Source organism: Bacillus sp. X1(2014), assembly GCF_007678255.1.
On record NZ_VEED01000009.1, the window covers coordinates 1 to 25,207 of the forward strand.

The following is a 25,207-nucleotide window of genomic DNA, read 5'->3' on the forward strand; positions in this document are numbered from 1 at the left end:
AGTACACAAAAAATAAATCAGCTGCTTAACATTGTTTTTCATCAGGAATGAATTTACACATAATAATGGGCTTGACTAATTTTTATTAAAAATGGCTTAAATAGGCGGAGAGATTCCGCCTATTTACTCGAAAAATTCGAAAATGTGAGATTTTGCTTTGCATAACCGGAAAATCTCCCCTTATTTACCCCGAAACGAGCTCCATTCTGCATTTAACCGGAAAATCTCCGCTTATTTTACTTTTGCTGGTTAAGCACCTCAAAACGGTGCCATTTGATAAAAAATCAAGAAGTTCTTTTCTCTACAGCTCTTCTCCCCGAGTCTCAATAATATGCTTATACCAATGGAAAGAAAGTTTTTTCTTTCGCTTTAAGTGATCCTTATGATCCACGAAGATAAATCCGTATTGTTTTTTATACCCGTTTAACCAGCTTAATAAATCTATCACAGACCAGGCATAATACCCTTTTAGATGGATGCCTTCACTTATCGCACGCTTAACTACTTTTAAATGTTCTTCAATATATTTAATTCGAGGCACATCGACAATTTCACCTTCGATTATCGGATCTTCATCACCCAGGCCGTTTTCAGTTACATACATTTTAATATCACCATAACGCTCTTTTAACATATGGAGCCCATCTAAAAATCCTTGCGGCGAGATTTCCCAGCCCCATTTTGTATAGGTTTTATCCTCCATCTTCACAGTCCGATAAAAATTATCAAAAGACGGATTTCCTGGAGCTAATGTAGATGTTTCTCTTGAATGTTCCAATGATGATGCAGACTCGTGATTCTTTTCAACTCTAATCGGCTGATAATAATTTAGTCCAATAAAATCATTTTTACTTGCATTTCTTTTTAACGTATCGAGTTCTTCATCCGTCCAATTTGGCGTCCAGCCATTCTCCTCTAACTGCTCAACAACATATGATGGATATTTCCCTTTTAAAATTGGGTCATAGTACCAGAAGGTTTCATATTCATTGGCGTGACGGGCAGCTGCTACATTCTCTTGCTTATCATCTACACTGTATGCAGGTAAGAACACATGGGTAATTCCAATTTCTCCGTACTGATTCAATTCTTTATAGATTTCAACCGCTTTTGCATGGGCATAAAACACATAATGTGTCGCTTGGAAGTATTTCTTTTCATCGTTTTGGATACCAGGTGGATGTGCTCCTTTTAAATAGCCTAATCCCGTAAACATAACTGTTTCATTGAACGTGATCCAATGTTTGACCCGGTCTCCGAATGCCCGAAAACAAACTTCTGCATATTTAACAAAGGCTTCAGCAGTTCGCTTATTGGTCCATCCTCCATCTTCTTCAAGTGTCATTGGCAAGTCCCAATGATATAGTGTAACAAATGGAACAATCCCAAACTTTAAACATTCGTTAATTATATTATTATAAAATTCTAAGCCATTTTTATTGACTTCCCCGTCCCCTGTTGGCAATATCCTTGCCCAAGAAATCGAAAACCGGTAGGATTCCAGACCCATTTCAGCCATTAATTTTATATCTTCTTTGTAACGATGATAATGATCAATAGCTACATCACCGTTCGTCCCCTCATACGTTTTCCCTGGAATCTTTGAAAAGACATCCCAATTGGTGACACCCTTCCCATCCTCATTCCATGCACCCTCTATTTGATACGAAGCAGACGCGGCTCCGAATAAAAAATCATGTGGAAATTTCATTTTATATCCTCCTTTCATCAAAATATGACTACACAAATCTTATAAAACATAAGGATAGTATCTACAGTAATGGAGTACTTTCATGCTATTTCATCCTCATTAATTGCTGTGAAACATTAATTTTCCTTCTACTGTTGTATCGCAAAGTCTAATTAGGAAATATTAAGTTTAAATTATTAACACTAAGTGGAGGTCATACTATGGCAAGAAAAAAAGACAAATTTGCCGTTTATTTGGGTGATATTGCAACTAATTTAAAAGAGAGTGCAAACTATTTCGCTGATTATAAACTAAAAAATGTAAGCGACCTGAAGATTTTTTCCGAAAAAATGAAGGAATATGAGAACAAGGGAGATTCGTTAGTTCATGATGTGACCAAAGATTTACATAATGCCTTTATCACTTATATTGAACGTGAGGATATTTTAACCCTGACGATGAGCATGGATGATGTTTTAGATGGGTTAGAACATACTGCGGCCTTGTTTGAAATGTATTCGATTATAAATGCCGATGATTATATGCTTAGGTTTGTGGAAGCAATCCGAAGCTGTACAGTTGAAATTGAAACAGCAGTTGAAATGCTGGCATCAAAAAAATTACTAAATATGAGGGAGCATGCAATTACCATAAAAGATTTAGAATCAAAATGTGATGCTATCTTACGTGAATCCATTACACATCTGTTTGCGAACGAAAAAGACCCTATTCGTATCATTCAATATAAAGAAATCTATGAAGAACTTGAAAACATTGCAGACTTCTGTCAAGTGGTCGCAAATACACTGGAAAGTATTATCATGAAAAATGCGTAATCACTTTCCTGATAAAACCTAGATAACTTCAAGTCAGTACATTTTGGAGGTACAAATGACGATTATCGTTATCATCCTTATTCTTGCGTTAATCTTCGAATTCATCAATGGTTTCCACGATACCGCTAACGCAATTGCAATGTCAGTTTCTACAAAGGCCTTATCACCGCGATTTGCTGTTTTTTATGCTGGCGCCTTAAACTTTGTTGGTGCTTTAACTTCACAAGCGGTTGCGAAATCAATAGGCGGAAAGATTGCCGATCCTTTTCAAATTGATAATGGATTGTTAATCGTCATTGCAGCACTGATTGCTGCAATCTTTTGGAACCTTTTAACCTGGTACTATGGGATTCCTTCTTCATCCTCCCATACCTTAATCGGTTCAGTAGCAGGTGCGGTTATCTTTGGATCCGGTTTTGATTCTATAAACTGGGAAGGTTTCACCGATATTATTAAAGCCCTAATCATTTCGCCCTTTTTAGCATTTGGTGTCGGATTTGTTATCATGAAAATATTAGCGATAGTCTTTAAGAATGCAAATCCATACCGGGCAACGCGCGGTTTTCGGAGCTTCCAAATCATTGCCTCTGGGTTAGCAGCTTTTTCTCACGGAGGAAATGATGGCCAAAAAACGATGGGGATCATTGTCTTCGCCTTGGTGGCAGGTGGTTTTCAATCGACATTAGATGTGCCATTTTGGGTACAAGTACTTTGTGCTGCAACGATAGGGCTTGGTACCATGATTGGTGGAATGCGGATTATAAAAACCGTTGCTAAAAGAATCTTCAAAGTAAAACCGATCAATGGATTTGCCGCAGATTTAACCTCATTTGCCGTTTTACAAGGGGCAACCATGTTTGGACTCCCCGTATCAACGACCCATGTGTCGTCATCTGCGATATTAGGTGTCGGATCATCTAAGCGGTTTAAGGGTGTGAATTGGGGAGTGGCGATTAGAATTGTTACCACGTGGGTAATTACACTGCCTATATCAGCATTGATAGCTGGATTGATCATGATGGTTTTGAAGATTTTTATGTAGAAGGTATATAATAATTATCCTTCGCATAATTTTGTAAACATGAAAAGAGAAGTAAAAAACACTTGAAAATCAGTTGTTTTTGACTTCTCTTTTTTAAATTGTAAATACTTAAGGAACCTGTCCCTAAATAGCTATAGTGTTTCCGTTTCTAGTCGAAATCCTTCCACGATCACATCTTCATCAATCTCTAATAATAGGCATCGTTTTCCTTGGTACATAATATATTTTATGTTTTTGAGATCTTTCGGATCGATAGATAGATTTGCTACATTTGTATCAATTTTTATCTTTTTAGGAATTAAATTGCTTGCTTTGAACTCATGGGTTTCGTCAGCTAGAACATCTTTAAAGGCGTGTTCCACTTTGGCAGTATCTACGTTTTCGACCCCGCTTACTTCTAAGATGCGTCCAATGTCTTTATAATCCAACATGGGAGCTTCACTTTCTTCGTTTTCTTCATTCTCTTGGATCACTTTATCAATTTCCTCATAGACATTGGAAATGATTTTGGAATCCACTTGATCCCCAATTACTTTCTTTAAAATCAGTTCAAAACCATCTTTATCTTCGTCAGCCGTGATGATTTCTTCACAATTAAGGACCTGTTCGATAAACGTAAAACTCGGTTCATTGGCTTTCCCGGCACAATAAAGAATATGGTTCACGTCTGAAGAATTGTCATTAAAAGCAGGGAAAAGAAAGCCAGACAATGGAGATTGCAAATTAATGATTGGATCAAAGACCGTATTCGATTTAAATTCCTTCTCGACATAATCAAACAGTAAGGCCTTTTTCGGCTGATCCGTTTTATTGAGACTGCAAAGAATAAAATGGTTGGAATAGACTTCGTCATCCCCGCCTTCTTCTGATTCTGAATCCCTCTTCCTAGTCGGTTTACGATATTCTCCCCGGATAAACGTCACGACCGTATCAAATTCGTACACCGTATGAGCAAACATTTTTCCGACGATTGCAAACATGTATTCTAACCAATCTTCGGTTGTGTCTGCCTGTAAACCATCAAAAAGGATGGTTTGAGTACTGTCTTCAGCTTCACGTTGGAATTTTAGCTCGAACAGTTTGGAATCTAGTTGACCGGTCAAAACCTTTTTAAAATTTCCTAAAAACAATTCTTGTGTTTCTAGTTCTAACATTTGAAACGGTTGACAAACATGATGATAAATCTCACCTGATTCTTTTTGCACATAGACATTGTAAATTTCACGAATGGCCAGGAGATCATTATTTAATTTAAATTGCTTCCGAATATTAGCGATATCGTTTTTATTCATCTTTCTCAACTCCCATCCCTGATTATACTGTGCAGACACAAAAATAGAAATACATACAACTTCTTAGGTTAGCATTTTGGAAAATTAATGTATTAAATCGTTGAGAGTCTTGAATATCTTTAATTAGGGATCATTAGCGATTTTTACAAAATCCAAATCCTAGGAGGTTTCTAAATGAAAGCTATTGTAACAAAAAAATATGGTCCACCTGATGTACTTGAATTAACGGAGGTAGAAAAACCGATACCAAATGATGATCAAGTCCTAGTAAAAATACATGCATCCTCGGTGAATTTTGGCAACCTGGTCCTTTTAAAAGGTGAACCGTTCCTAGCTCGATTTGCTTTCGGCCTCCGGAAACCCAAATACCCCATCCCTGGTGGTGACATTGCTGGCCGGGTGGAAGCAGTTGGAAAAAATGTTACAAAGTTTCAACCTGGTGATGATGTGTTCGGAGATTTATCAGGTTCTGGTTGGGGTGGTTTTGCTGAATATGTATCGGTTCCCGAAAATGCACTTGCATTAAAACCAGTCAATCTGTCTTATGAGGAAGCCGCGGCAGTTCCGATGGCCGGAGTCACAGCCTTGCAGGGTCTTAGGGATAAAGGTAAGATCCAGCTAGGACAAAGAATACTAATTAATGGAGCTTCAGGCGGTGTCGGCACATTTGCTGTACAGATTGCCAAATCCTTTGGGGCTGAGGTAACAGGAGTATGTAGTACAAGAAATTTAGATATTTTACGATCAATTGGAGCCGATCATGCGATTGACTATACCCAAGAAGATTTTTCCCAAAAACCGCAAGATTATGACTTGATTCTTGGCGTTAATGGTCATAAACCTATTTCTGCTTATAAACGGGTTTTAACTCCTAATGGTATCTTTGTTCACGTCGGAGGTTCCGAGGCACAAATGTTCCAAGCTATGGTCTTCGGCCCTTGGGTATCTATGACCAGCAAAAAGAGAATGGGCACCTTTTTACAACGTCCTAAACAGGATGATTTGATTTATCTGAAAGAACTTATTGAGAATGGCAAAGTAAAACCGGTGATTGATCGAAGTTATAAATTGAGCGAAGTCCCCGAGGCATTCCGGTATTTTCAAGAAGGACACGCACAGGGGAAAGTTGTGATTACGGTGTGAAGACTATTACTTAAAAAAAATAGAGCTGCGGAAACAGCTCTATTTTTGATACTTATTTGCTTTGCACTGTTGCAATATATTTTTTAACTACTTCATAAACATAGTCTTGATTGGCTGAAGCTGTATTTGGGTTGTAAGTTCCACCATTTGTTTTATTATTAGAAAGAACGCGAATTCCCAAGAATGCGACATCATACGCATCCGCAATTTGTGCTGCAGCAGCACCTTCCATTTCCTCTACAGATGTACCGTAATTTGTATGGAACCATTTAATCCGATCGACTTCATTGTTCCAAACGTCTGCTGAACCGATGGTCCCCTCAACTACTTTACCTTTGGTATACGTATCCTTTACGGCATTAGCTGCAGCAAGAAGATCCTCGTCACCCTCGTAGTAACGGACTTTTTCAGCATTTGGATCTGACCCGCTGCCTTCTGAAGCCATTAAGTCCATTGGTTTCCAATTAGTTGGATCCATACCTTGGTCTTCTCCTATACTTCCTGTTTTTAAAGAACCTATGTTTGTTGTTCTCTTTCCTAAAACAATATCAAAAACGTTTAAACTTGGGTCATGGCCGCCCGAAGTCCCTTGATTGATAATCGCAATAGGGTTATATTTTTCAATCGCTAATGCTGTTGCTGCAGCGGTATTTTCCATTCCTTTACCTGTTTTAGCAACGATGACAGGATAATTGTTTACCTTTCCTTTGTAAAAGACAAAGGTCCCTGACTTTTCTACTTTCACTTTTTCTAGTCTTTGAGCAAACTTCTCAGCTTCAATAGGCATTGGACCTTGTATGAGAATAGGTCTTGCAGCCCCTTCTACTTTTTCTTCTACTAGTAAAGTAGAATGTTGAAATGCAAGCAACGAAAATAATAGAACAACAATAGCTGCTAATGGAGCGAATTTCTTTAACATTTTGTTTTTCATAAAAACCTCTCCCAATTCTTTTGATGTTTGATCCACTCGGGTAGTCTTGTCCAATGAAAAAGGTCTAGAAATGTAGAATAATTTCTACCTTCTAGACCTACGAAAGTCAAAGTATTGATAATCCAGCAAAAAGCAAAGTCTCTGCTAAATTATTGTATGGCTAAGGCACAAAGTCGCCTAATATAAGCCGAATACTTTAACTCGTAGTCTAGTTCTTTTAGTGGGAACCAGGTAGAAACACTCAGACCATATTACCGAGTATATACGAGTAATGAAATATATAATTATTACTTTTTTAATATAACAAACTTCAGATAGATTTACAACAGAAAAGGTGAATGTTTTTTGTCAAAAAATTGATAATGTTCGTGTTTTAGGGGTTTTTTCAAAAATACGAGGCTAAATACCTAATAAAAATCGAAAATTAACTAATAATATTCACGAAGACAAAATCCTAAATTCAAATTATGTCTTCGTGAATACTTTCTCTAATTCCTTGAAGTTAAAATTTCTTGCATCTTCCGCGTTACGAGGGGATAAAAATTGTTAATGGCATCAGTGGTGGAATTTCCACCGAAAAACGCTGTACCGGGGCAAGTTTTTACATTATAATCTGGACCTTTATCCAGCACCCTTTCCTTCGTTCTTAGATTCCACCAATGATGATAGGTAATCGTGTCAATGGAAGGCGTTAGCCCGAATTTAATCGAAAGGACGGCAGTAATATACACAATCGTTTCCTTCTGTTGCGCTGTCATCACATCATGACCTTTATCGAAGTTGCCTACATTTTCGATAGCAATTCCTGTTGCGTTCGCTCTTGGCCCGATGGTACCTTCGGGGGCTATGTTAAAGGGCCTGGATACGGCAATTTTTCCATCCGGAAAGGTGGTTATATTTTGAGCAATATTTATCCAGCCCATTTTTCGTTTATGGAAATTTTCCATCCCTAGTAACATCCGAAAATGATTGGATCCATTAAATTGCTTGTAGGACGGTAACCAGGTGTGATGCTGTTGGATGAGAGTTACTTTCCTATTAACACGAGTATTAAATAACCAATCCCTAAATTCCTCCCGTGTCATCAAGATATGCTGACCTTGCATCGTCATTTTTTTGGGAGGAATCTTGAGCACTTGCCCGATATATAGTTGATCAGTTGAAAGTTTATTATTTGCTTTAATTTGATCGACTGATGAATGGAAGGTTGACGCGATGCCCCTTAAAGTATCCCCAGGAACCACTTCATACGTAATTGTTACCCACAATTTTTGGCCAACTAATATTGTATTCGACTGCAATCCATTGGTCAGTTTTAAATCATTGACGGAAGTTCCAAATTTAATTGCAATTTGCGGCAGCGAATCGCCATGCTTAACAACATAAATATTACTCTGCTTATACTCAGTGGCATGGACAGGAATATTAATAAATAGGATGCAAAAAATCAAACTGCATATAAACACCAAATGTTTTCTCATGTACTAAATCCCTTCACTCTATTTCTGCATTCATAGTTTGCAGAATAGCCTTGGAATTATTCTTGGCTGATTTGAACGCTGTTCCTTTTCTATTTCGGATCCACTTCTTTTCCTGTCTTAATATCTAATACTTTTGTAGAATCTTGCGGGGTGGAAATGAATTTACTCTTAGGTGCTTTTTTATGATGTTCAACCCAATCGACGAGTAAGTCAAAGGCTTGATGTGCGTAGGGAAGCAAAGGCTGCAGCTCTTTATTCGGATCTGTTGGATTGTTCCAGACCAAGCTGTCGACATGGTTTCCTTTTTCAATGGTATAGAGTCGGTGTAATTTGCCTTTTCCTGCTTTGTTTACAAGCTTGTCATAAGCATCCGCATGGATGGACGGAAAAATTAACGAGTCCCAGGAACCAGTTATGCTGATCAACGGCACATCAATATCGCCTGTATTTTCAATCGCTTTTACATTTTGTTTGACTTCGCTTGGGCGTAACTTATAATTGTAATCTTTAAAGATGGAATCGTATGTTCGATCACGTATACCACCGTTAAAGTTCAAATAGTTTCTCCAATCGATTTGGTTCGGAGCGCTTGGATCCAGTTCATCCCGATAAATATTTAAGGTGAGGAACCAGTAGACTTGGTCATGATAACCCCAGAGCTTTTCAGAACCGATCGGCAAACCAGCTTTATACATTTTTTTCATTGCTGTATTCTTTTCTTCTCCTGTACCATAAAGGGCTTTCTCAGCATTATTGACGACTGGAGTTAACGAACTAATTAAATTCGGTTCATTCGCTCTCCATAAAACGCCTTCCCAATCCACTCCGCCATCATATAGTGCTGGTTCCCCTGTCTTTTCAGGACCGTCATGTTCAAGGGCATAACGGACGACATAACCGCCATTAGAAATTCCCATCGCATAGGTTGGGACTTTGTGTTTTTTTGTAATCAACTTGCTGGCAGGATTTTTCTGATCACTCTCTTTAATCAGTTGATCCCGATAATTTTCAGTTAAGTATTTTTGTGCTGCGATGGTCAATTGTCGAAAGCGCTGATTCCATTCAGAGATGCTGTCATCCTCTTCAACTAAGGCGTTCTTTGCTTTGGCGAATGGATCGGCAGTGTCAACTTCCCCTTGTGTCCCTTTATCCGTAGCCGCAAACGCATATCCTTTTGCTAAAACATAATCACTAAACAATAAATCGGTCGCTGTTTCATTTCGAGTCGCGGGTATCCCCCCTACGACTAATTTTCCATTCCAGTTATCTGGTACACGAATGACAAATTTGGCATCATCAAAGATACCGTTGACTTGGACGCCTCTTACTGGCGCAGGTTTGTACATCTTATACCAACCAGTTCCTTCTTCTTGATTCCCCCAATTAAAAGGAGCCAGTCCTATATTCCCAAAGACAGTGGCTGCTGCAAATTGGGTCGGATTTTTTGTTGTTAACCAATTTCCGTTTGTTCCATCAAACTTGCTCACCTTAACCTCTTCTGCCCCCGGTACTTCTGGAGAATAGGAAGCGGAAACACTTTTTTGCAAGAAATTCTGAGGAGCAAGCGGAAACAATAAAGCAGAAGCAGCAGCTATCGCTAAGAATTTACCTTTCACCAAAAAATCCCCTCCGATTCTAAATTCTGAAATAATGGTTTTTAAAACATCTCATTACTCCGAAAAACTATTTACCAGCAATTCCGGACAAATTGTAAAAGAAGCTTCTGTTTTTCCCTTCACTTCTTCAATGGAAATCCCTTCTTGTGTTTCCACTAAGACCATTCCTTCAGGCGTAAAATCAAATACAGCTAAATCAGTGATTAAGCGATGGACAACCCCTTTTCCTGTGAGAGGAAGGGTACATTCTTCTTTAATTTTAGATTCGCCATATTTATTGACATGTTCCATAATCACAACAATGCGTTTAGCACCATTTACAAGGTCCATCGCTCCGCCCATACCCTTAACCATTTTCCCTGGGATCATCCAGTTGGCAAGATCTCCGTTTTCTGAAACTTCCATCCCGCCAAGAATGGCTAAATCAATATGCCCGCCGCGAATCATAGCAAAGGACTCGGCACTATCAAAATAAGAGGCTCCATTTACAGCTGTGACCGTTTCTTTCCCTGCGTTGATTAAATCAGGATCGACATGTTCCTCATCAGGATAGGGCCCGATGCCCAACAGACCATTTTCTGATTGAAGCAAAACACTGTATTCAGCAGGTATTTCATTTGCTAATAGCGTTGGTATTCCTATACCCAAATTTACATTCATCCCATCTTGTATTTCCTGCACTGCCCTTTTGATAATTTTTTTACGTACATCCATGGATCATTTCTCCTCTCTATGCTTGAATAACTGTCCGTCTCTCAATTCTCTTTTCATAACTTTCCCCTGCTAAAAGTCGCTGAATATACACGCTTGGTGTATGGATGTGGTCTGGATTTAGTTCACCAGCCCCGACAATTTCTTCTACTTCTGCTATTGTTATTTTTCCAGCCATTGCTGCCAACGGGTTAAAATTTCTGGCAGTTTTGTGGTAAACTAAATTCCCTAACGAATCTGCTCTCCAAGCCTTAACTAAAGAAAAATCACCAACAATGGCTTTTTCAAGGATATAGGTTTTTCCGTCAAAATCTTTATGTTCCTTTCCTTCAGCGATTGGCGTACCCACTCCTGTAGCAGTATAGAATCCTGGAATGCCGGCGCCGCCTGCACGGATTCGTTCAGCCAAGGTACCTTGTGGCACGAGCTCTACCTCTAATTCCCCGCTTAAAAATTGTTGTTCAAAAATCTTGTTCTCCCCAACATAGGAGGAAATCATTTTTTTAATTTGTTTATTCGCAAGTAATAGTCCAAGACCCCAATCATCGACACCACAATTATTGCTGACAATTGTTAAGTCTTTAACGCCTTTATCTCTTAAAGCAAGAATAGCTTTTTCTGGTATCCCGCAAAGACCAAATCCTCCAACAATGATCGTGGCTCCGTCATGGATATCCTCGATGGCTTTATCAAACGAATCAATTATTTTTCCATTCTTCATTCTTTTATCTCCTTTTTAATAGAATCATGCCTCCGTAAAATGTTGATGATTATTCCGATTACGGATTCATTGATCGACATGAATATACTTTAAAACCTTCTAACAGAAACCGTTTACAATATTTCAACCTCCTATTCTATAGCGTGGATGATAAACATTAAGTAGCAAGTTTTATGCCAAATATATTTCATTATTCAGAATTAATAAAATAGGTAGAATTTCATAAGTATCAAACATTTTTCTATGTTCTTAGTTAAATAATTTCCGTTTTTTCGGAATTAAAGCTATACAGCTTTTCCGGAAAACGGGAATCTTCCGGTTTTTCGGAAATAACTTTGACTAGTAATCCGCCTAGAAGAAATCAAAAAAGGGGTTAGTCCCTCAAAATAATGAGAGACTGACCCCAATGTTTTTGTCTAATCTTAATCGTGCTTAGAGGAATTGCGGTATCCATACATAAAAAAACCTCCTCAAACGAGAAGGGCTTACTCTTTCTCCGTAATAAACCAACCCTCAGGTTTTTTTTCTAAAGTAAAAATATCTTCATCAAATTTTTTACGTAATTCTTTATATTCCTCATTTTCAATTTTAATCTCAGAAACTCTGATTTGTTTTAGTGTAATTTCGGGCTTTTTGAGTTCAAATATCAAATCTTTAAAAATAAAAAAGGTTCTTTGTCGTTTCATTCTCTTCACTTCCTCCTTTAATATTTCCTACGTATAGAATTTGGCAAAAATGAACGAAACCCTATCAAAATTCTTTGTAAAATTATGATAACAAAAGAATCTCTATTCATTCAATAAATATATATCAAGGAAGATATCTAAATATTAAATATTCTCGGAGAAAGTAAAACCAATCATTAATCATTCCGCAATTTTCGGAGCAATTGAAAAATCTGACCTCTATGATGGGATTCATGTTCAATCAAATGATACACAACCCACTCAGGTGTGACATCATATTGTTCCAGTACTCTAGGATTACGCCAATCTGTTATGTCCATTGAACGAAAATGGGAAAGAAATACTTCTCGAACGCTTTTTAGGCGTTGAAAATGTTCTTCTAAACTTTGTCCTTCTATGTGGGCTAAAGAGCCATCTTCAGACCGATGTTCTATCGGAAACAGTGAACGTATTTCGGGATCCCATTCGGTAACAAGGACCTCTTCATATAACCAATCTGCCTCGATTAAGGCAATGTGATACAACAACGAGCCAATTGTTTGTCTTTCATCCTGTTTGGTATCGAGAATCGTTTGGCTACTACCAGATAATTCTGTTAAAAGCGTACGGCGAACATCCTCTAAACACCATAGCCATCGGCCAATTTCTTCATTAAATCCTGGTAATGGAGATACTAGTAAACTTCTTCTATCCAATAAGATCATCCTTCTCTTAATTTTTTGTTGTTTCATTCATTTTTGAATTTGTGAGACTTATGAGCGAATTTTATGCATCAATGAGCGAATTTTAAAAACACCAATCTATTTACCCCAATCTTTGATAGTTAACTACATAAAATTCCAATAGGTTTTACTTGAAATTACTCTTCATATAGATAGTAATCCTGGGAATGGTAACTTTTAAATCCACACGATTCGTACAACCTTAGAGCATGGGCATTTTTGGCCTCTACCTCGAGAAAAATAGGCAATCCTTTTTGGTGCTCCCTGATAACTACATTTGATAAGGCTTTTCTTCCGATTCCTCTTCCCTGAAGTTCAGGAAAAACCGCAAAACCATAAATCCATGCTTCTCCATTTGATTCGGAAACTCGCATTTTCCCAGCTGTTTTTCCTTCTGATTCAATAATGAAACGTTCATCACTGCTGGTTTCCCTGATCGTTTGGTTAAACTCCCGTGCTGCCTCTTCGTTGATTCCGAACCCCATAACTTCAAGTTGGATTTCTGCTTCCCAATCTTCTTCCGTTTGAGACTGTCTAAGGGTAACGGACTGATCTTCAGTCATATCCTTTTCCTGCCATTGCATTTGATACTCTGCAACTGAAAAGGCACAAGGAATATTTTTTAAAAACTGCTTGGCGGATTGAGATTTTGTAGGAGCATTTAACAAAATCGTTGTATATCGTTTTTTCGACTCTACTAATCCCGTTTCCATTAACTCAGAAAAGATCCCCTTTCTTCGGTAGTCGGGGTGCACCATTCCACATAATTCAACTTTATCTCCAAAACCATAAATACCAAGAAAGCCGACAAGCTTACCGTCTTCATAATAAAATAAGTCTTCCTTTTGTTTTCCAATCCGATTTTCTAACATATCAAAATTAAGCTTCAAGTCGAATCCGCCCTCTTTTTCGCAGATTTCCTGAAGTGCTTTTATTTCCAATATATTTTCTCTTGTTAGCATGCAGTTCACCCCTGTTCATATTCACCTATTCCTATTCTTGACCGTGTCATGCCATTCCTTCTTTTTTTAAAATTTATATATAAAAAAAGCCACCTTAATGGCAGCTTAATTAAAGAACGCTATCTGTTCCATTGTTACCTTTTTAATTTCAGATAGGTGCACGATCCGTCTTTTCATTGCTACATTTGAAAAATACTAGTATATTCAAATTTATAGGTATGAAGTGAAAAGAGTGATACCAATGACTACTGCCCACCATCAAAAAAAGGAATCTATAAAACCACGTAACATGAGGTTTGGTTATGTGATTGCTGTAATTCTCACCATCGTATTTGGCCTGGCCTCAAGAAAATTCTTTCAACTGCTTCCGATCTTTGTTGCGGAGAATGCCGGGGATATATTCTGGGCGATGATGGTTTATTTTGGATTCCGTTTCTTGCTAGTGCGAAAGAGCCTCCTAACAGCAATCTCCCTTAGTTTTTTATTCAGTTATGGTATTGAACTTAGTCAACTGTATCAAGCAGAATGGATTAATCATCTGCGCGGTACATTGCTCGGAGCATTAATACTTGGTAAAGGATTTCTTTTGGTAGACTTGATTCGATATGCAATTGGGATTATGGTCGCTGCAGTCATGGATAAAATGTCGCTTATTGTAAGGAACCGTATATCTTAAAAAATAGTGCCTTAGTTATCTAAGGCAATTGGAATTTCTAACGTATTTATTTTTGAGCCATCTTTTGCGGAATAAACAAATAATTCTAATTTACTGGTATTTGTAGATACTAACTCCTTGGCAAAAGTGATTTCAAATTCTCCCCAAGCTGGTGCACCGTCTGTTTGATAGTTCCCTTCTTTAACGACCTTTTCTCCATCATAAAGAGCATATTGAAAGACCCCTTCAAAGACTTGGGCTTTCCCTGTTACAATGATTGTATCTGCTTTTTTTGTAACGACAACATCTTTAAAGACTTCATTCTGATATACTTCTTCCTCTGGTTCTTCTGAAACTGGCCCATTGGGAGTTGATGGATTTTCTCCGTCTGGTTCTGATACTGGTGGTTTTTCATTTACCACTTCCTGTTTTGGACTACAAGCAGTTAACCCCATTGAAACTAACAATAAAAAAAACAAAAAAGACATCTTTTTCATCATGTGATCCCCGCCTATTTATCTTTTCATTTATTATATTTTATTAAACTTTCAATTATCCGGTGTGCTGAGAAAATAATAAAAAGACGGAGCTGGATCTTCCTTTTGCGAAGCTCAAGTCCGTCCTTTTTACAACAGAATCCGTTTAACTATATTTCCTTTTAGGTTTGAAGGTTTTACAACAAGTTTCGGCTGAGGTACCTGCCGTATCGACATGATTCTTTTCACCTAATTCGGAAGAAAATTCTGTATCATAGCGTGCATGGTTATCTATTTCAACCATAATTTTATCCGCTGTACAAACATTTCCTTCTCCATAAAACGAACAGTTGGCGATTGAACAAGCTACTTCAACTTTAGGCATGGCAATACCTCCTAGTTAATGACCTGCTGCTTTTTTATTTTTTGTAAAAACAATTATTTCATTCACTGGATTACGAGTATTACAAAAAATGAAAGCGAAAGCAGATTGAAACCAAAAGATAGTTCCTTCGTCTATATTTTTGAGGTGGTTAAATGAGGAAAACCATGAGTTTGTTATTTTTATTAATAATCGTTCTATCAGGCTGTCAGACACATGGACAACATGCTGTCATTGATTGGGTGGATTTTATTAAATGGGACGATAAGGAGTATGATGGAATCTATTCTGGTGTAATCGCGGATGAAAAGTACATCGGACAAAAGCTTGGCGAGGTAAAATATAAGGTAGCAGACAATGTTTCCGACCCTGAATATAAAATAAAAAATGGTGACGCTGCTTTTCATGAAAAAGGAACAGACATTTTTACGATTAAGGGAGAACCAAATCTGATTGCGGTAAAATCCTCCCGGGCCATTAATGGATACGATATTTACTATTCAAGAGATGAGGAAAAAAACCATTGGCAATATAAAGAAATGCCTGCCGAAAGAGTCAATCGAATTGAGATTTATCAAGAGTATACAGCAGATGATACTAAACGAATCACAGAAATAATCAATCCTGAGCAAGTTAACCTTTTTCTTCAATTACTAAATAACAGTAAGGACACTCCAAACTTTCAACCGAATATGGAAAAAGGTGATCCTGATATGTTTCAAATTATCCTATATACAGGTGACCCAGTGGCTTACATGTTTCCCCTCCAATACGATGGGCACAACTACTTTTGGTTTCCTTCAGACACATCCATTTTGTCTGATGAAATTCAGGCATTTATACCAAGATGAGTATCCCGCAAGTGGAATCAATTTATGTACTTACGGACAAAACTGGCTAAGTAAGATTATGAAATGTCTGTAATAAGGGTTCTTACGGACAAAACTGGCTAAGTGAAAACTTGAAATGTCCTGAAAGTTCCAAAGGTAAAACACATCCTGACAATCAAATTTTACAAACGTTAATTAGTTTTGTTTGTTTATTTATTGTAAATGAACTTATCCCCATATACATACCATCCAAGAAAGTTATACGTGTTTCTCCCAAATAACGAAAGGCAGCGGCCCCATATAGGGACGCTGCCTTTTTTAGAAATCAAACTATTAACTTGCTCTTGTCTCCGGTGAAAGGTTGTGAACCTTCCCATGATTCCTTTTTTCCTTCGTTTTCGGATTTCCAACATTCGGTGCTTTAATGGTCATGGCGATGAGTAATGAGACAACGCTCAGTACTGCAATAAGCTTAAAGGTAGGAATGAAACCACCTAAGGCAGAAGCAATAAATGATCCAGAAATCGCTCCAATTCCGAAACCTTGATAAATGATACCGTAGTTTTTGCTTTGATTTTTCAAACCAAAGAAATCAGCTACAATGGCAGGGAATATTGTAATATTACCGCCAAAACAGAAGGCAATCCCGGCAACACAGGCGAAGAACAACGCATAATTAAGTTGGACAAAGCTTAATACGGTCACAGCTGCTGCAGTAACAAGAAGTGCAAATGATACTACTTTTAAACGGCCCACTTTATCTGATAAGGCCCCGAGAATGATGCGGCCGCTTGTATTAAAGATGGCAACCAATGCCACAGCATTACTGGCTGATTCAACATCAAGTCCTGCCATTCTCACTCCAATATCCTTCACAATTCCAATTAAAAATAATCCACTCATGCACGCGGTGAAGAAAATGACAAATAATAAATACGCTTGCTTGGTTTTAAGCATTTCTTTAACAGTAAAATCTTTTTGGACACTGGCACTAAGCGGTTGTATTGTTTCTTGACTTATTTTTGCTTCCCGTACAAGGAATGAACCACCCACAACCATAATGAGGACAATTAAACCCCAGTAAAAAAAGGCTTGAGTCACTCCCACTGACTGGATCAGTGAACCGTTAATGAATTTGAATAACAAACTTCCTGTACCGTACGCACCAACAGAAATTCCAGAAATAAGTCCTTTTCTCTCTGGAAACCACTTTATTAAATTAGATAATGACGTAATATAAGCAGTACCGTCTGCTGCCCCAACAACAACACCTACTAATATATAAAGCATCCATAAAGATGATACTTGGGAACTAAGGATTAATCCTGCTCCGAGTACAAGACCTGCAACACCAATTAAACGGCGAAGCCCCCATTTATCCTGCAGCTTTCCAGCAAACAATGTAGAAAATGCCAAGGCGAAGCTGGTAATAGAGAACGTTATTGCAACTGAATTTAGCTTCCAATGAAAGAGTTCTACCAACGGCTGATTAAAAAGACTCCACGTATAAATGGTACCTAATCCCATCTGTACAATAATCGTTCCTAACACGATCAGCCATCGACGATCTGTTCTTGATTTCATTGCGATCTCCTCTTTTCTTCCATGTAAAAATGATAATGTTCAACATAATAATCTTTAAATGATTTTGTTTACATCATCATCATAGCATCGAAAAAGAGAAAGAAATCGGTTTCAGAACGAAATGCCTGTTATTCGGAATGAATGGCGGTTAGAGATGCATAATTTGTCGAAACTCTTTTACTTTGCTTCTGCTTACCGGAATTTCTTCCTGACGGTCTTTCAATCGCAGCATGTATGTTTGATTAAACCAAGGAACAATTTCACGGATTTTGGTTAGGTTAACCGTATAAGAACGATGACATCGAAAGAAAAGGTTCTCTGGTAAAAGTGCGCCAAATTCCGTTATGCTAAGCGGCATGGTGTACTCCTCCTCTTGCGTATAGACCAAAGTAACTTTTTCTCTCGCAATCGCATAATAAATATCATTTGCATCTGTAACGATAATTTTATCGTTCTTTTTCAAATTGATTCGATTAGAAGCCTGCGAGGGGATTTCTCTTTGCTGTACTTGCGGATTCAGGTGTGTTTCGAGTTTTCTATCCTGGATTGTTATTTCGGTATGATCTCGTTTAAAGGCAGATTCCAGCCTGCTTAACATTGCCGCAATCCGCTTCTCGTCATAAGGCTTTAAAATATAGTCAAAGGCTTCTAGTTCAAAGGCTTGTGCTGCATGCTCTTTGTAGGCTGTGGTAAAGACAATATATGGCCTTTTTGAAAATTTACTTATAGTACTCGCTAACAACATTCCATTAAGGGAAGGAATGTTAATATCTAAAAAGATTACATCTGTTTCATTCTCCTGCAAAAATTTTAAAACATCTAAGCCATCATCAAAGAAATGGGTCACTTCAATTTTACTATAGGCTTCAACTAAATACTCCAGTTCTTCACGAGCAGGTATTTCATCCTCTACAATAATTGCTCTCATAGGTTCTCCTTTACGATATCAAAAAAGACTTCTGTTCCAGGTGACAGTCGGTGAATGACCAGTCCATGTCCATAAATGAGTTTCACTCGCTGGTGAACATTATACAAGCCGATTTTGTTGGCTGGTACATTATCATTCAGCAACTGATGAATGACATGCTCGCTAATTCCGGCCCCGGTATCCTTCACACTAATTCTTACCTTGTTTTCCAAATTCTTGACCGAAATGGTCACCACTCCGGGTCCTTTGATCTTTAAGATTCCATGGATAATGGCATTTTCGACTAAAGGCTGAATAAGAAGACTCGGTATATGCACATGTACATCATCAACCTCATATTCCACTGTTAAACGGCTGCCAAAACGCGCCTTTTCGATTTCCACGTAATCTCGGACTTGCGCCAATTCTTTATGGATATCAATCAATTCATCACTAACTTCTAAATTGTAACGCATATAGCCAGACAGATTGATAATCAATACCCGCGCTTTGTCCGGATTCCTGCGGGTAGTGGAGGCAATCGCATTGAGTGCATTAAACAAAAAATGCGGATTAATCTTCGTTTGAAGTGCCTTCAATTCCGCCTTGTTCGCTGCTTCCCGAATCTGTTCAATCCGGGAAACCTCCATTAGGGTGGAGATGATTTGCGATAATCCGATCGCCATCGTCTGTAGTGAATAGGTCATTTTATAGGCTTTCCGGTAATAAATTTTAAGAGTTCCTGTTACCTCTTCATGTTCCTCAAAAGGAACAATGAGCAGGGAGTGAATTTGCGGTGTATGGTGATCCTGAACTTGATTCCGAATAATAAATTTACCACTGTGAATGGCCTCTTTGGTCAAATCACTAATGATTTCCTGCCCAATGACATATCGCTCTTCTCCAAAGCCCACATAAGCGAGCACATTATGGGTATCTGTAATCGCTACAGCGTCGGCCTTGATATCGTCTTTTATAATACGACAAATCTCCGTCAAGGACTCCGAATTTATAGACCGAAAGTAAGGGAGTGTCTTGTTCGCGATATCCAATGCTAACTTCGCCTGTTTCGCTGCAATCATTTCCTTTTCACCTTCGACGCTCATCACAAGCAACACAATTAAACCAATATTAACCTCTCCTATAATCATCGGGAAAGCGATTTTTGATACAATGTCCAAACCTAGCTCAAACGGATTTGCCATCAAAAGAATTAACACCATGGTCAAAATTTCCGACAACATTCCGGCTGCTATTCCATAAATCCAGCGCAAAGACCGCTTCACTCTTCGATTAATATACCCCGAAACAATCCCTGCAAAAATGCTCGTAATAAGACATGGAATTGATGTGATCCCACCAATATCTATTAAATAACGATGGACTCCTGATACAATACCGGTAATAATTCCTACCCAGGGACCGAATAATATTCCCCCCGAAACGACAGCAATTATCCTGACATTCACAAGTGACCCTTCCACATTGATCCCTGAATACGTACCAAATATGGCAAATAAGCAAAACACAAGTGTAATGACAACACGCTCTGTGGGAGAATGCTGGTCTTTTTGAAGCGATTCCTTAAATTTCGGTATTCTTATCATAAAAAATAGGCAAATCAAGAGTAAAGCCGCCCGTTCGAATAAATCGATTAGCATTTCTAACGATGTGTTCATCTAATATTCCTTTCTTCTGTATGTAATCTTAAACTTCATCATAACTTCAATATTATACTACTAGCTGGTTTAGAAATTAAAAAATTCGCAATTAACTAGTTGTGTGAGTGACTTTGTTGACAAGTGCTTATGGGAAATTAATTTAGGCTTGCCTATTTTTCACTTGAATAATATAAACAGGCTAATTTATTAGGACAACGTCTTCCCGTGATACATATACATGCAGTGTATATATAATTACTCAAATTAAAGGGGAGAATTTTTATGGATAAAGACATAATGAAAGATTTCATAGGCAAAGTAATTAAGATTGATAGAGGAGGACCAGAATCTAAAATTGGCATGTTAATGGATGCGGGCGACGATCATATCGCCATTCTCACGGAAGATGATGGAATTGTTTACTACAATACGAATCATATTAAAAGTTTTACAGATAACATAAAAGAGAATATGCAATTAGACATTGACGTACCTGAAAATTTTACATTTATAAAAGGTGCTAATTTCCAAGAACTGCTTGGCTCAATGAAATACAAATGGATTAAAATTAACCGTGGCGGACCTGATGCCATTGAGGGCGTACTCACAATGGCAGATAATGATTCTATTTTTTTAATCAATGGTCAGGAAATCGTTCACCTTTCCATGTTTCACATTAAAAGTATTAGTTATGGTTTAAAAATTGAAAAGGCCAATGAAGAAAATTCAGATTACCAACATTCAGAACAAAAAGACGAAAAATCAAATAATAACAGTCAAACTAATAAAAATAGCAGTAAGAATAGCAGTAAGAGCAGCAGTAAGAGCAGCAGTAAGAGCAGCAGTAAAAGCAGCAATAAGAGTAGCAGTAAGAGCAGCAGTAAAAGCAGCAGTAAGAGTAGCAGTAAGAGTAGCAGTAAGAGTAGCAATAAGAGTAGCAGTAAGAGTAGCAATAAGAGCAGCAATAAGAGCAGCAGTAAGAGTAGCAGTAAGAGAACTTCACAACAAACAACCGAAAATGATGCTGAAATAAGTACAGCATACCCATTAACGTTAAGTGGAATTTCGCTTGGAACAGATGTTGAAAAGGATGAAATAAATTTATCAATCCCTAAATTCATAAATGAATCTTCGCAAGTAACTCCTGTTGAAGAGGATGAAATTAATCTATTAAACCTTAAATTCACAAATGAAACTTCGCAAGTAACTCCTGTTGAAGAGGATGAAAGTAATCCAGCAATTCTTTTATCGACAATGGAAACTTCACAAGAACCTGCTGTTGAAGAGGATGAAATTAATCTCGAAATTTCTTTATCCGCGATCGTACCTTTCCAGGAAACTACTAGTGCAGAGGATGAAAGTGATCTCGAAATTTCCTTATCCGCGATGGTACCTTTTCAGGAAACCACTGGTGAAGAGGATGAAAGTGATCTCGAAATTTCCTTATCCGTGATGGTACCTTTTCAGGAAACCACTGGTGAAGAGGATGAAAGTGATCTATCAATTCCACTATCCATAATGGAAACTCCTCAAGAAACTTCAGATGAAGAGGCCAAAAGTAATCTAGGAATTCCTTTATCAACTATGGAAACTTCAGCAAAATTAGCTGATGAAGATGCTCAAAGTGATCTGGTAGAACTCTTTGCGGTAATGGAAAAGTTTATACGAAAATATACTAATAATAACCAAAATTAAGCATTTATTGATCCTCTGATATCGAAATTTATGGAGTTTTTCACTATAACCAAAAACATAAAAATAGAAAGACCCTCATTTGTGAGTCTTTCTATTTCTATGTTGCTATAAATCGATTTTTCAATCGTACGAACCCATTGGTTGAAATAATTCTTCACTTGATTGTGGAGTTACATAAATGGTGCGGCTTGGAAAAGCAACTTGAACTCCCTCTTCTTCTAATATAGCCATAATGGCTAAGTTGATTTCATGTTTAATTTTAACGTGCTCTGCCCAAACAGTAGAATTGGTGAAGAAATAGATAAGAATATCGAGACTACTCTCATTATAATGATCAAATGCAACCATGATTGTATCAGGATGGATTTCTTCATGAGTCGTCAATAACTGTTCAATCCGTTTAACAACTCTTTGAATTTGTTCTTTGGTCGTTTGATAGTTAAGTCCTAAGTGAAAAGAAATTTTTCTCTTCCCCATTCGACTCCAGTTGGTAATCGCTTCATTTGCAAGGGTGGCATTGGGGACGGTAACTAGAGCTTGACTAAACGTACGAATTTTCGTGCTTCTGAAATTAATATCTTCAACTATCCCCTCTACGCTAGGTGTTAAGATCCAATCTCCAATCGAAAATGGTTTTTCAGTTACAATGACGATTCCGCCAATTAGATTACCTACCGCTTCTTTTGCGGCTAAAGCAAAGGCTAGCCCACCTAACCCTAGACCAGCGACCAGTCCGTTTACATCGTAATCAAATTCCTGGCCAATAATACTAATACTGATGGCTATAATGATGACACGAATCGTTCTTGAAATGAACGGTAATAGAATTAAATCAATCTTATTGTTGATCTTTTGATTAACACTAATTAAGATCCCTTCTGTTGGGGATGACAAATTAAACAATCCCCAAGTAATTAATACAATGACCATGGAACGTAGAAATTTTAAAAATAATGCATTATGCTGTTCGATAAAAGGGAAATAATCCATGGCTAAATACAAACCAACAATGATAAAGAACCAGCCTAAAGGACGTTCAAACCCTAAACAAATTTTAGTAAAAACATCAGTGGGTGTTTTCCTAGATAATTTTAATATCAACTGAAACACATACTTTGTAAATAGGTTTCTGAAAAGGATAAATAATACCAAAATACCAATAGAAATTCCTACATTTTTTAACATGTCATAGTCTAATCCCGCCATTGAAAAAGCCATGACAAATGAACCAAAAGACATTCTAAAATACCTTCTCTCTTTTTACGAATATATTTTTTGCAGAATTACATTTTCATATAATAACTGCTTAAACAAAATTTTTAAATACAACTATAGTCTTAGATTAAAAGAAATTAAAAGGATGAAGACTGGTGCCTCCATCCTTTTGCCATATGATTAATTTTGTTTTAACGAATCGTTTTATTTTCAATCCTTTGTAAAATACCCATTGGAAGATACGTAATGAAAAAAACAATCAATGCAGCAACCTCAAGATAAATATAATACATAATCCCACTGCCAAAAAATGTGAGGATCGTTTTTGCTTCTGTTGGACTCGCTAAGTAGAAAAAGTTCGTGCCAAGCAGCAAATTTAAGAAAAAGATGGGGACGGCAATCAGGTTCACGGTTAAGAAGCTGGATATAATCGCTTTCTTTGGAACCCTATAACCTTCATAAAGAATAAAGTAAAATGCGGCTAACGGAATAACGGAATGATGGAGGAAATATTCAATATAGCGAAAATGAGGGAAATTGTAGGTCATTTCAGGTGTAACCATTGCTAAAATGGGAGTTAAGGTACCAAAAAAATACAACAAATAAAACACCCTTTTGCTCTTTTTCAAGAATAAAAATATCGCTAAAAACGAACTCAGCGAACACAATTGTAAAGGAAGATCCTTCACGTTCCATTGATTGGTGAGGATTAACCATAATTGCAAGGAGATCTCACAGGCAGGCAACAGTATAAACAAAGTCCATTTAAAAATCTGTCGGTATCGCTTATGTTGATTTCTGAAATACACCAAAGCACCACATGCAGCAATGAATAGTCCTAGCGTAACAATATGGACTGTAGAAAACATCTCGAATCCCTGCATTCCCGTAGCAGAAAACATGATGCCGTCACACCTCTCACAGTACATTGAAATGCTGTTATTCTTAATTGTATTCCACAACTGAAAAAACTGACACGATATTATTTGATATCCGGTTTGTGTTATAGGATTTACCTATTAAGCCTCGATACATAAAAAGTTGGCACTCTAACATCGAGCACCAACAAATTCTCTTTATTTATTTTTCTAATATGATAATCCTAAATCATATATTTTCACATGCACCTAAAAGTTTCTCCGTCTGTTCCAGTACTAAGAACAATTCCTCCCAAGAGTTTTGTGTAGTCAAGTTCTGGGAATGCGCCAAGTTGTTTCGCAAACCTTCTAATTGTTTAAAGTACGATTTCCCTTTGCTTTTTGATTCAATTCCTAAAAGTTCCCGTAATGAACTGTCATTCAGGACAATGTCCCGTTTATCGCAAATCTGTAAACAATCACATAATTGAATGGCTTCATTCCGTGACTTTCTAAGAGAAAATAACTCCTCAGCAATTTGAATTCGATGGCGATTTAAATGTTTTTTCCAGGTATCCTCAGGAAAAAAATTATTAATAATCCGATAAAGATGCATCTCTAACAAAGAAATCAACCCAAATAATAACATTCTAATCGGAGGTTTCTGGAGATCCGCCAGCGTTACCACTTTTGTAACACTATTCCCTTCCAATATAAATATTCTATCTTTCTCTTTTAAGAAAAATAACGTATCGATCAGTGGTGTTGATTCCGAGACAAGTTCCGTCGGACTAAAACTTCGATAATACTCCTGACAGATTCCTTCCTTTAATTCATTTCTTATAACATACCCGATAACCACTCCATGATCTTCTACACCCATAACATCATAGTCTTTAGTATCCATCAGGTTTTTAATATGTAAAGCATCATCAGTTAGATGACACGTATCCATTGTTTCAGAAATACTGTTCACCGTAATGTTTTGCTCGTACAAAGACCGAAGATTTTTATAGGAACTTACTTTATCACTGTGTTTTTTTGAAAGTAATGTCAAATAATTCTCCTCCCAGTAAGCTCTTCTTGATGACCTTTAACTTTAGATTTAAGAA

24 protein-coding genes and 1 riboswitch are annotated in these 25,207 nt (G+C 37.4%); of the genes, 6 read left to right on the forward strand and 18 right to left on the reverse strand.

Going from position 1 to position 25,207, the window contains the following annotated elements:
• Positions 1–301 precede the first annotated feature (301 nt).
• Positions 302–1,711: a GH1 family beta-glucosidase gene (locus FS608_RS16885; RefSeq protein ID WP_144553103.1), complete on the reverse strand. Its 1,410-nt coding sequence runs from the start codon at positions 1,709–1,711 to the stop codon at positions 302–304.
• A gap of 200 nt (positions 1,712–1,911) precedes the next feature.
• Between FS608_RS16885 and FS608_RS16890 the strand changes: the two genes are divergently transcribed.
• Positions 1,912–2,526 (forward strand): DUF47 domain-containing protein, encoded by a 615-nt coding sequence (locus FS608_RS16890; protein ID WP_144553105.1) that lies wholly within the window; start codon positions 1,912–1,914, stop codon positions 2,524–2,526.
• Positions 2,527–2,581: 55 nt separating this feature from the next.
• Positions 2,582–3,568: an inorganic phosphate transporter gene (locus tag FS608_RS16895; protein ID WP_144553107.1), complete on the forward strand. Its 987-nt coding sequence runs from the start codon at positions 2,582–2,584 to the stop codon at positions 3,566–3,568.
• 131 nt (positions 3,569–3,699) lie between these two features.
• Here the strand turns inward: FS608_RS16895 and FS608_RS16900 are convergent, their stop codons facing one another.
• The gene (locus FS608_RS16900) at positions 3,700–4,860 is read right to left on the reverse strand and encodes a DUF4317 domain-containing protein (RefSeq protein WP_144553109.1); all 1,161 of its coding nucleotides are present in this window, start codon (positions 4,858–4,860) and stop codon (positions 3,700–3,702) included.
• A 174-nt stretch (positions 4,861–5,034) separates the two neighbouring features.
• Between FS608_RS16900 and FS608_RS16905 the strand changes: the two genes are divergently transcribed.
• Complete coding sequence (locus tag FS608_RS16905) at positions 5,035–6,003, forward strand: NAD(P)-dependent alcohol dehydrogenase (RefSeq protein ID WP_144553111.1); 969 nt, start codon at positions 5,035–5,037, stop codon at positions 6,001–6,003.
• A gap of 52 nt (positions 6,004–6,055) precedes the next feature.
• Here the strand turns inward: FS608_RS16905 and FS608_RS16910 are convergent, their stop codons facing one another.
• The 8 genes from FS608_RS16910 to FS608_RS16945 all read right to left on the reverse strand — a co-directional run bounded on the left by FS608_RS16910 (position 6,056) and on the right by FS608_RS16945 (position 13,833).
• Complete coding sequence (locus FS608_RS16910) at positions 6,056–6,934, reverse strand: 5'-methylthioadenosine/S-adenosylhomocysteine nucleosidase (RefSeq protein ID WP_186328777.1); 879 nt, start codon at positions 6,932–6,934, stop codon at positions 6,056–6,058.
• A gap of 184 nt (positions 6,935–7,118) precedes the next feature.
• A riboswitch (purine riboswitch) is annotated at positions 7,119–7,222 on the reverse strand.
• Between the two features lie 200 nt (positions 7,223–7,422).
• Positions 7,423–8,415, reverse strand: coding sequence for a peptidoglycan recognition protein family protein (locus FS608_RS16915; protein ID WP_144553113.1), 993 nt, complete (start codon positions 8,413–8,415; stop codon positions 7,423–7,425).
• A gap of 89 nt (positions 8,416–8,504) precedes the next feature.
• Positions 8,505–10,031 carry a tannase/feruloyl esterase family alpha/beta hydrolase gene (locus tag FS608_RS16920; protein ID WP_144553479.1) on the reverse strand — a complete coding sequence of 509 codons (1,527 nt, stop codon included), beginning with the start codon at positions 10,029–10,031 and terminating at the stop codon, positions 8,505–8,507.
• Positions 10,032–10,085: 54 nt separating this feature from the next.
• Entirely contained in the window at positions 10,086–10,745 is a 660-nt protein-coding gene (locus tag FS608_RS16925) for a 3-oxoacid CoA-transferase subunit B (RefSeq protein WP_144553115.1), read from the reverse strand.
• 16 nt (positions 10,746–10,761) lie between these two features.
• Positions 10,762–11,463, reverse strand: coding sequence for a CoA transferase subunit A (locus tag FS608_RS16930; protein ID WP_144553117.1), 702 nt, complete (start codon positions 11,461–11,463; stop codon positions 10,762–10,764).
• Between the two features lie 485 nt (positions 11,464–11,948).
• Complete coding sequence (locus FS608_RS16935) at positions 11,949–12,149, reverse strand: hypothetical protein (RefSeq protein ID WP_144553119.1); 201 nt, start codon at positions 12,147–12,149, stop codon at positions 11,949–11,951.
• Between the two features lie 176 nt (positions 12,150–12,325).
• Positions 12,326–12,844 carry a DinB family protein gene (locus FS608_RS16940; RefSeq protein ID WP_144553121.1) on the reverse strand — a complete coding sequence of 173 codons (519 nt, stop codon included), beginning with the start codon at positions 12,842–12,844 and terminating at the stop codon, positions 12,326–12,328.
• A 164-nt stretch (positions 12,845–13,008) separates the two neighbouring features.
• The gene (locus FS608_RS16945; RefSeq protein ID WP_144553123.1) at positions 13,009–13,833 is read right to left on the reverse strand and encodes a GNAT family N-acetyltransferase; all 825 of its coding nucleotides are present in this window, start codon (positions 13,831–13,833) and stop codon (positions 13,009–13,011) included.
• Between the two features lie 241 nt (positions 13,834–14,074).
• Here FS608_RS16945 and FS608_RS16950 point away from each other — a divergent pair, with 241 nt between their 5' ends.
• Positions 14,075–14,509, forward strand: coding sequence for a ribosomal maturation YjgA family protein (locus FS608_RS16950; RefSeq protein ID WP_222127370.1), 435 nt, complete (start codon positions 14,075–14,077; stop codon positions 14,507–14,509).
• A gap of 11 nt (positions 14,510–14,520) precedes the next feature.
• Here the strand turns inward: FS608_RS16950 and FS608_RS16955 are convergent, their stop codons facing one another.
• Entirely contained in the window at positions 14,521–14,988 is a 468-nt protein-coding gene (locus FS608_RS16955) for a Gmad2 immunoglobulin-like domain-containing protein (RefSeq protein ID WP_144553125.1), read from the reverse strand.
• A gap of 142 nt (positions 14,989–15,130) precedes the next feature.
• Positions 15,131–15,349: a DUF1540 domain-containing protein gene (locus FS608_RS16960; protein ID WP_144553127.1), complete on the reverse strand. Its 219-nt coding sequence runs from the start codon at positions 15,347–15,349 to the stop codon at positions 15,131–15,133.
• 152 nt (positions 15,350–15,501) lie between these two features.
• Between FS608_RS16960 and FS608_RS16965 the strand changes: the two genes are divergently transcribed.
• Entirely contained in the window at positions 15,502–16,197 is a 696-nt protein-coding gene (locus tag FS608_RS16965; RefSeq protein WP_186328778.1) for a hypothetical protein, read from the forward strand.
• A 312-nt stretch (positions 16,198–16,509) separates the two neighbouring features.
• Here the strand turns inward: FS608_RS16965 and FS608_RS16970 are convergent, their stop codons facing one another.
• From FS608_RS16970 to FS608_RS16980, 3 genes are all read right to left on the reverse strand, one after another.
• Positions 16,510–17,760, reverse strand: coding sequence for an L-lactate MFS transporter (locus FS608_RS16970; protein ID WP_144553131.1), 1,251 nt, complete (start codon positions 17,758–17,760; stop codon positions 16,510–16,512).
• A gap of 148 nt (positions 17,761–17,908) precedes the next feature.
• The gene (locus FS608_RS16975; protein WP_144553133.1) at positions 17,909–18,688 is read right to left on the reverse strand and encodes a LytR/AlgR family response regulator transcription factor; all 780 of its coding nucleotides are present in this window, start codon (positions 18,686–18,688) and stop codon (positions 17,909–17,911) included.
• Positions 18,685–20,346, reverse strand: coding sequence for a sensor histidine kinase (locus FS608_RS16980; protein WP_186328779.1), 1,662 nt, complete (start codon positions 20,344–20,346; stop codon positions 18,685–18,687). Before FS608_RS16980 ends, FS608_RS16975 begins: the two co-directional genes overlap by 4 nt.
• A gap of 264 nt (positions 20,347–20,610) precedes the next feature.
• On the opposite strand from FS608_RS16980, the gene FS608_RS30365 reads away from it, so the two are divergent.
• Entirely contained in the window at positions 20,611–22,023 is a 1,413-nt protein-coding gene (locus tag FS608_RS30365; RefSeq protein WP_186328780.1) for a hypothetical protein, read from the forward strand.
• A 120-nt stretch (positions 22,024–22,143) separates the two neighbouring features.
• Here the strand turns inward: FS608_RS30365 and FS608_RS16995 are convergent, their stop codons facing one another.
• The 3 genes from FS608_RS16995 to FS608_RS17005 all read right to left on the reverse strand — a co-directional run bounded on the left by FS608_RS16995 (position 22,144) and on the right by FS608_RS17005 (position 25,152).
• Positions 22,144–23,262, reverse strand: a complete 1,119-nt coding sequence (locus FS608_RS16995; protein WP_260871718.1) for a mechanosensitive ion channel family protein — start codon at positions 23,260–23,262, stop codon at positions 22,144–22,146.
• Between the two features lie 167 nt (positions 23,263–23,429).
• Positions 23,430–24,140, reverse strand: a complete 711-nt coding sequence (locus FS608_RS17000) for a YwaF family protein (protein WP_144553139.1) — start codon at positions 24,138–24,140, stop codon at positions 23,430–23,432.
• Positions 24,141–24,345: 205 nt separating this feature from the next.
• Positions 24,346–25,152 (reverse strand): hypothetical protein, encoded by an 807-nt coding sequence (locus FS608_RS17005; RefSeq protein WP_144553141.1) that lies wholly within the window; start codon positions 25,150–25,152, stop codon positions 24,346–24,348.
• Between the last annotated feature and the right edge of the window lie 55 nt (positions 25,153–25,207).

Bases quoted from the DNA above. Each gene is read 5' to 3' on its own strand.
- FS608_RS16955 (WP_144553125.1), bottom strand. From the start codon at position 14,988: ATGATGAAAAAGATGTCTTTTTTGTTTTTTTTATTGTTAGTTTCAATG.
- FS608_RS16890 (WP_144553105.1), top strand. From the start codon at position 1,912: ATGGCAAGAAAAAAAGACAAATTTGCCGTTTATTTGGGTGATATTGCA.
- FS608_RS16965 (WP_186328778.1), top strand. From the start codon at position 15,502: ATGAGGAAAACCATGAGTTTGTTATTTTTATTAATAATCGTTCTATCA.
- FS608_RS16975 (WP_144553133.1), bottom strand. From the start codon at position 18,688: ATGAGAGCAATTATTGTAGAGGATGAAATACCTGCTCGTGAAGAACTG.
- FS608_RS16930 (WP_144553117.1), bottom strand. From the start codon at position 11,463: ATGAAGAATGGAAAAATAATTGATTCGTTTGATAAAGCCATCGAGGAT.
- FS608_RS16970 (WP_144553131.1), bottom strand. From the start codon at position 17,760: ATGAAATCAAGAACAGATCGTCGATGGCTGATCGTGTTAGGAACGATT.
- FS608_RS16980 (WP_186328779.1), bottom strand. From the start codon at position 20,346: ATGAACACATCGTTAGAAATGCTAATCGATTTATTCGAACGGGCGGCT.
- FS608_RS16915 (WP_144553113.1), bottom strand. From the start codon at position 8,415: ATGAGAAAACATTTGGTGTTTATATGCAGTTTGATTTTTTGCATCCTA.
- FS608_RS16910 (WP_186328777.1), bottom strand. From the start codon at position 6,934: ATGAAAAACAAAATGTTAAAGAAATTCGCTCCATTAGCAGCTATTGTT.
- FS608_RS16995 (WP_260871718.1), bottom strand. From the start codon at position 23,262: ATGTCTTTTGGTTCATTTGTCATGGCTTTTTCAATGGCGGGATTAGAC.
- FS608_RS16895 (WP_144553107.1), top strand. From the start codon at position 2,582: ATGACGATTATCGTTATCATCCTTATTCTTGCGTTAATCTTCGAATTC.
- FS608_RS16960 (WP_144553127.1), bottom strand. From the start codon at position 15,349: ATGCCTAAAGTTGAAGTAGCTTGTTCAATCGCCAACTGTTCGTTTTAT.
- FS608_RS16950 (WP_222127370.1), top strand. From the start codon at position 14,075: ATGACTACTGCCCACCATCAAAAAAAGGAATCTATAAAACCACGTAAC.
- FS608_RS16885 (WP_144553103.1), bottom strand. From the start codon at position 1,711: ATGAAATTTCCACATGATTTTTTATTCGGAGCCGCGTCTGCTTCGTAT.
- FS608_RS30365 (WP_186328780.1), top strand. From the start codon at position 20,611: ATGGATAAAGACATAATGAAAGATTTCATAGGCAAAGTAATTAAGATT.
- FS608_RS16900 (WP_144553109.1), bottom strand. From the start codon at position 4,860: ATGAATAAAAACGATATCGCTAATATTCGGAAGCAATTTAAATTAAAT.
- FS608_RS16935 (WP_144553119.1), bottom strand. From the start codon at position 12,149: ATGAAACGACAAAGAACCTTTTTTATTTTTAAAGATTTGATATTTGAA.
- FS608_RS17000 (WP_144553139.1), bottom strand. From the start codon at position 24,140: ATGTTTTCTGCTACGGGAATGCAGGGATTCGAGATGTTTTCTACAGTC.
- FS608_RS16945 (WP_144553123.1), bottom strand. From the start codon at position 13,833: ATGCTAACAAGAGAAAATATATTGGAAATAAAAGCACTTCAGGAAATC.
- FS608_RS16905 (WP_144553111.1), top strand. From the start codon at position 5,035: ATGAAAGCTATTGTAACAAAAAAATATGGTCCACCTGATGTACTTGAA.
- FS608_RS16925 (WP_144553115.1), bottom strand. From the start codon at position 10,745: ATGGATGTACGTAAAAAAATTATCAAAAGGGCAGTGCAGGAAATACAA.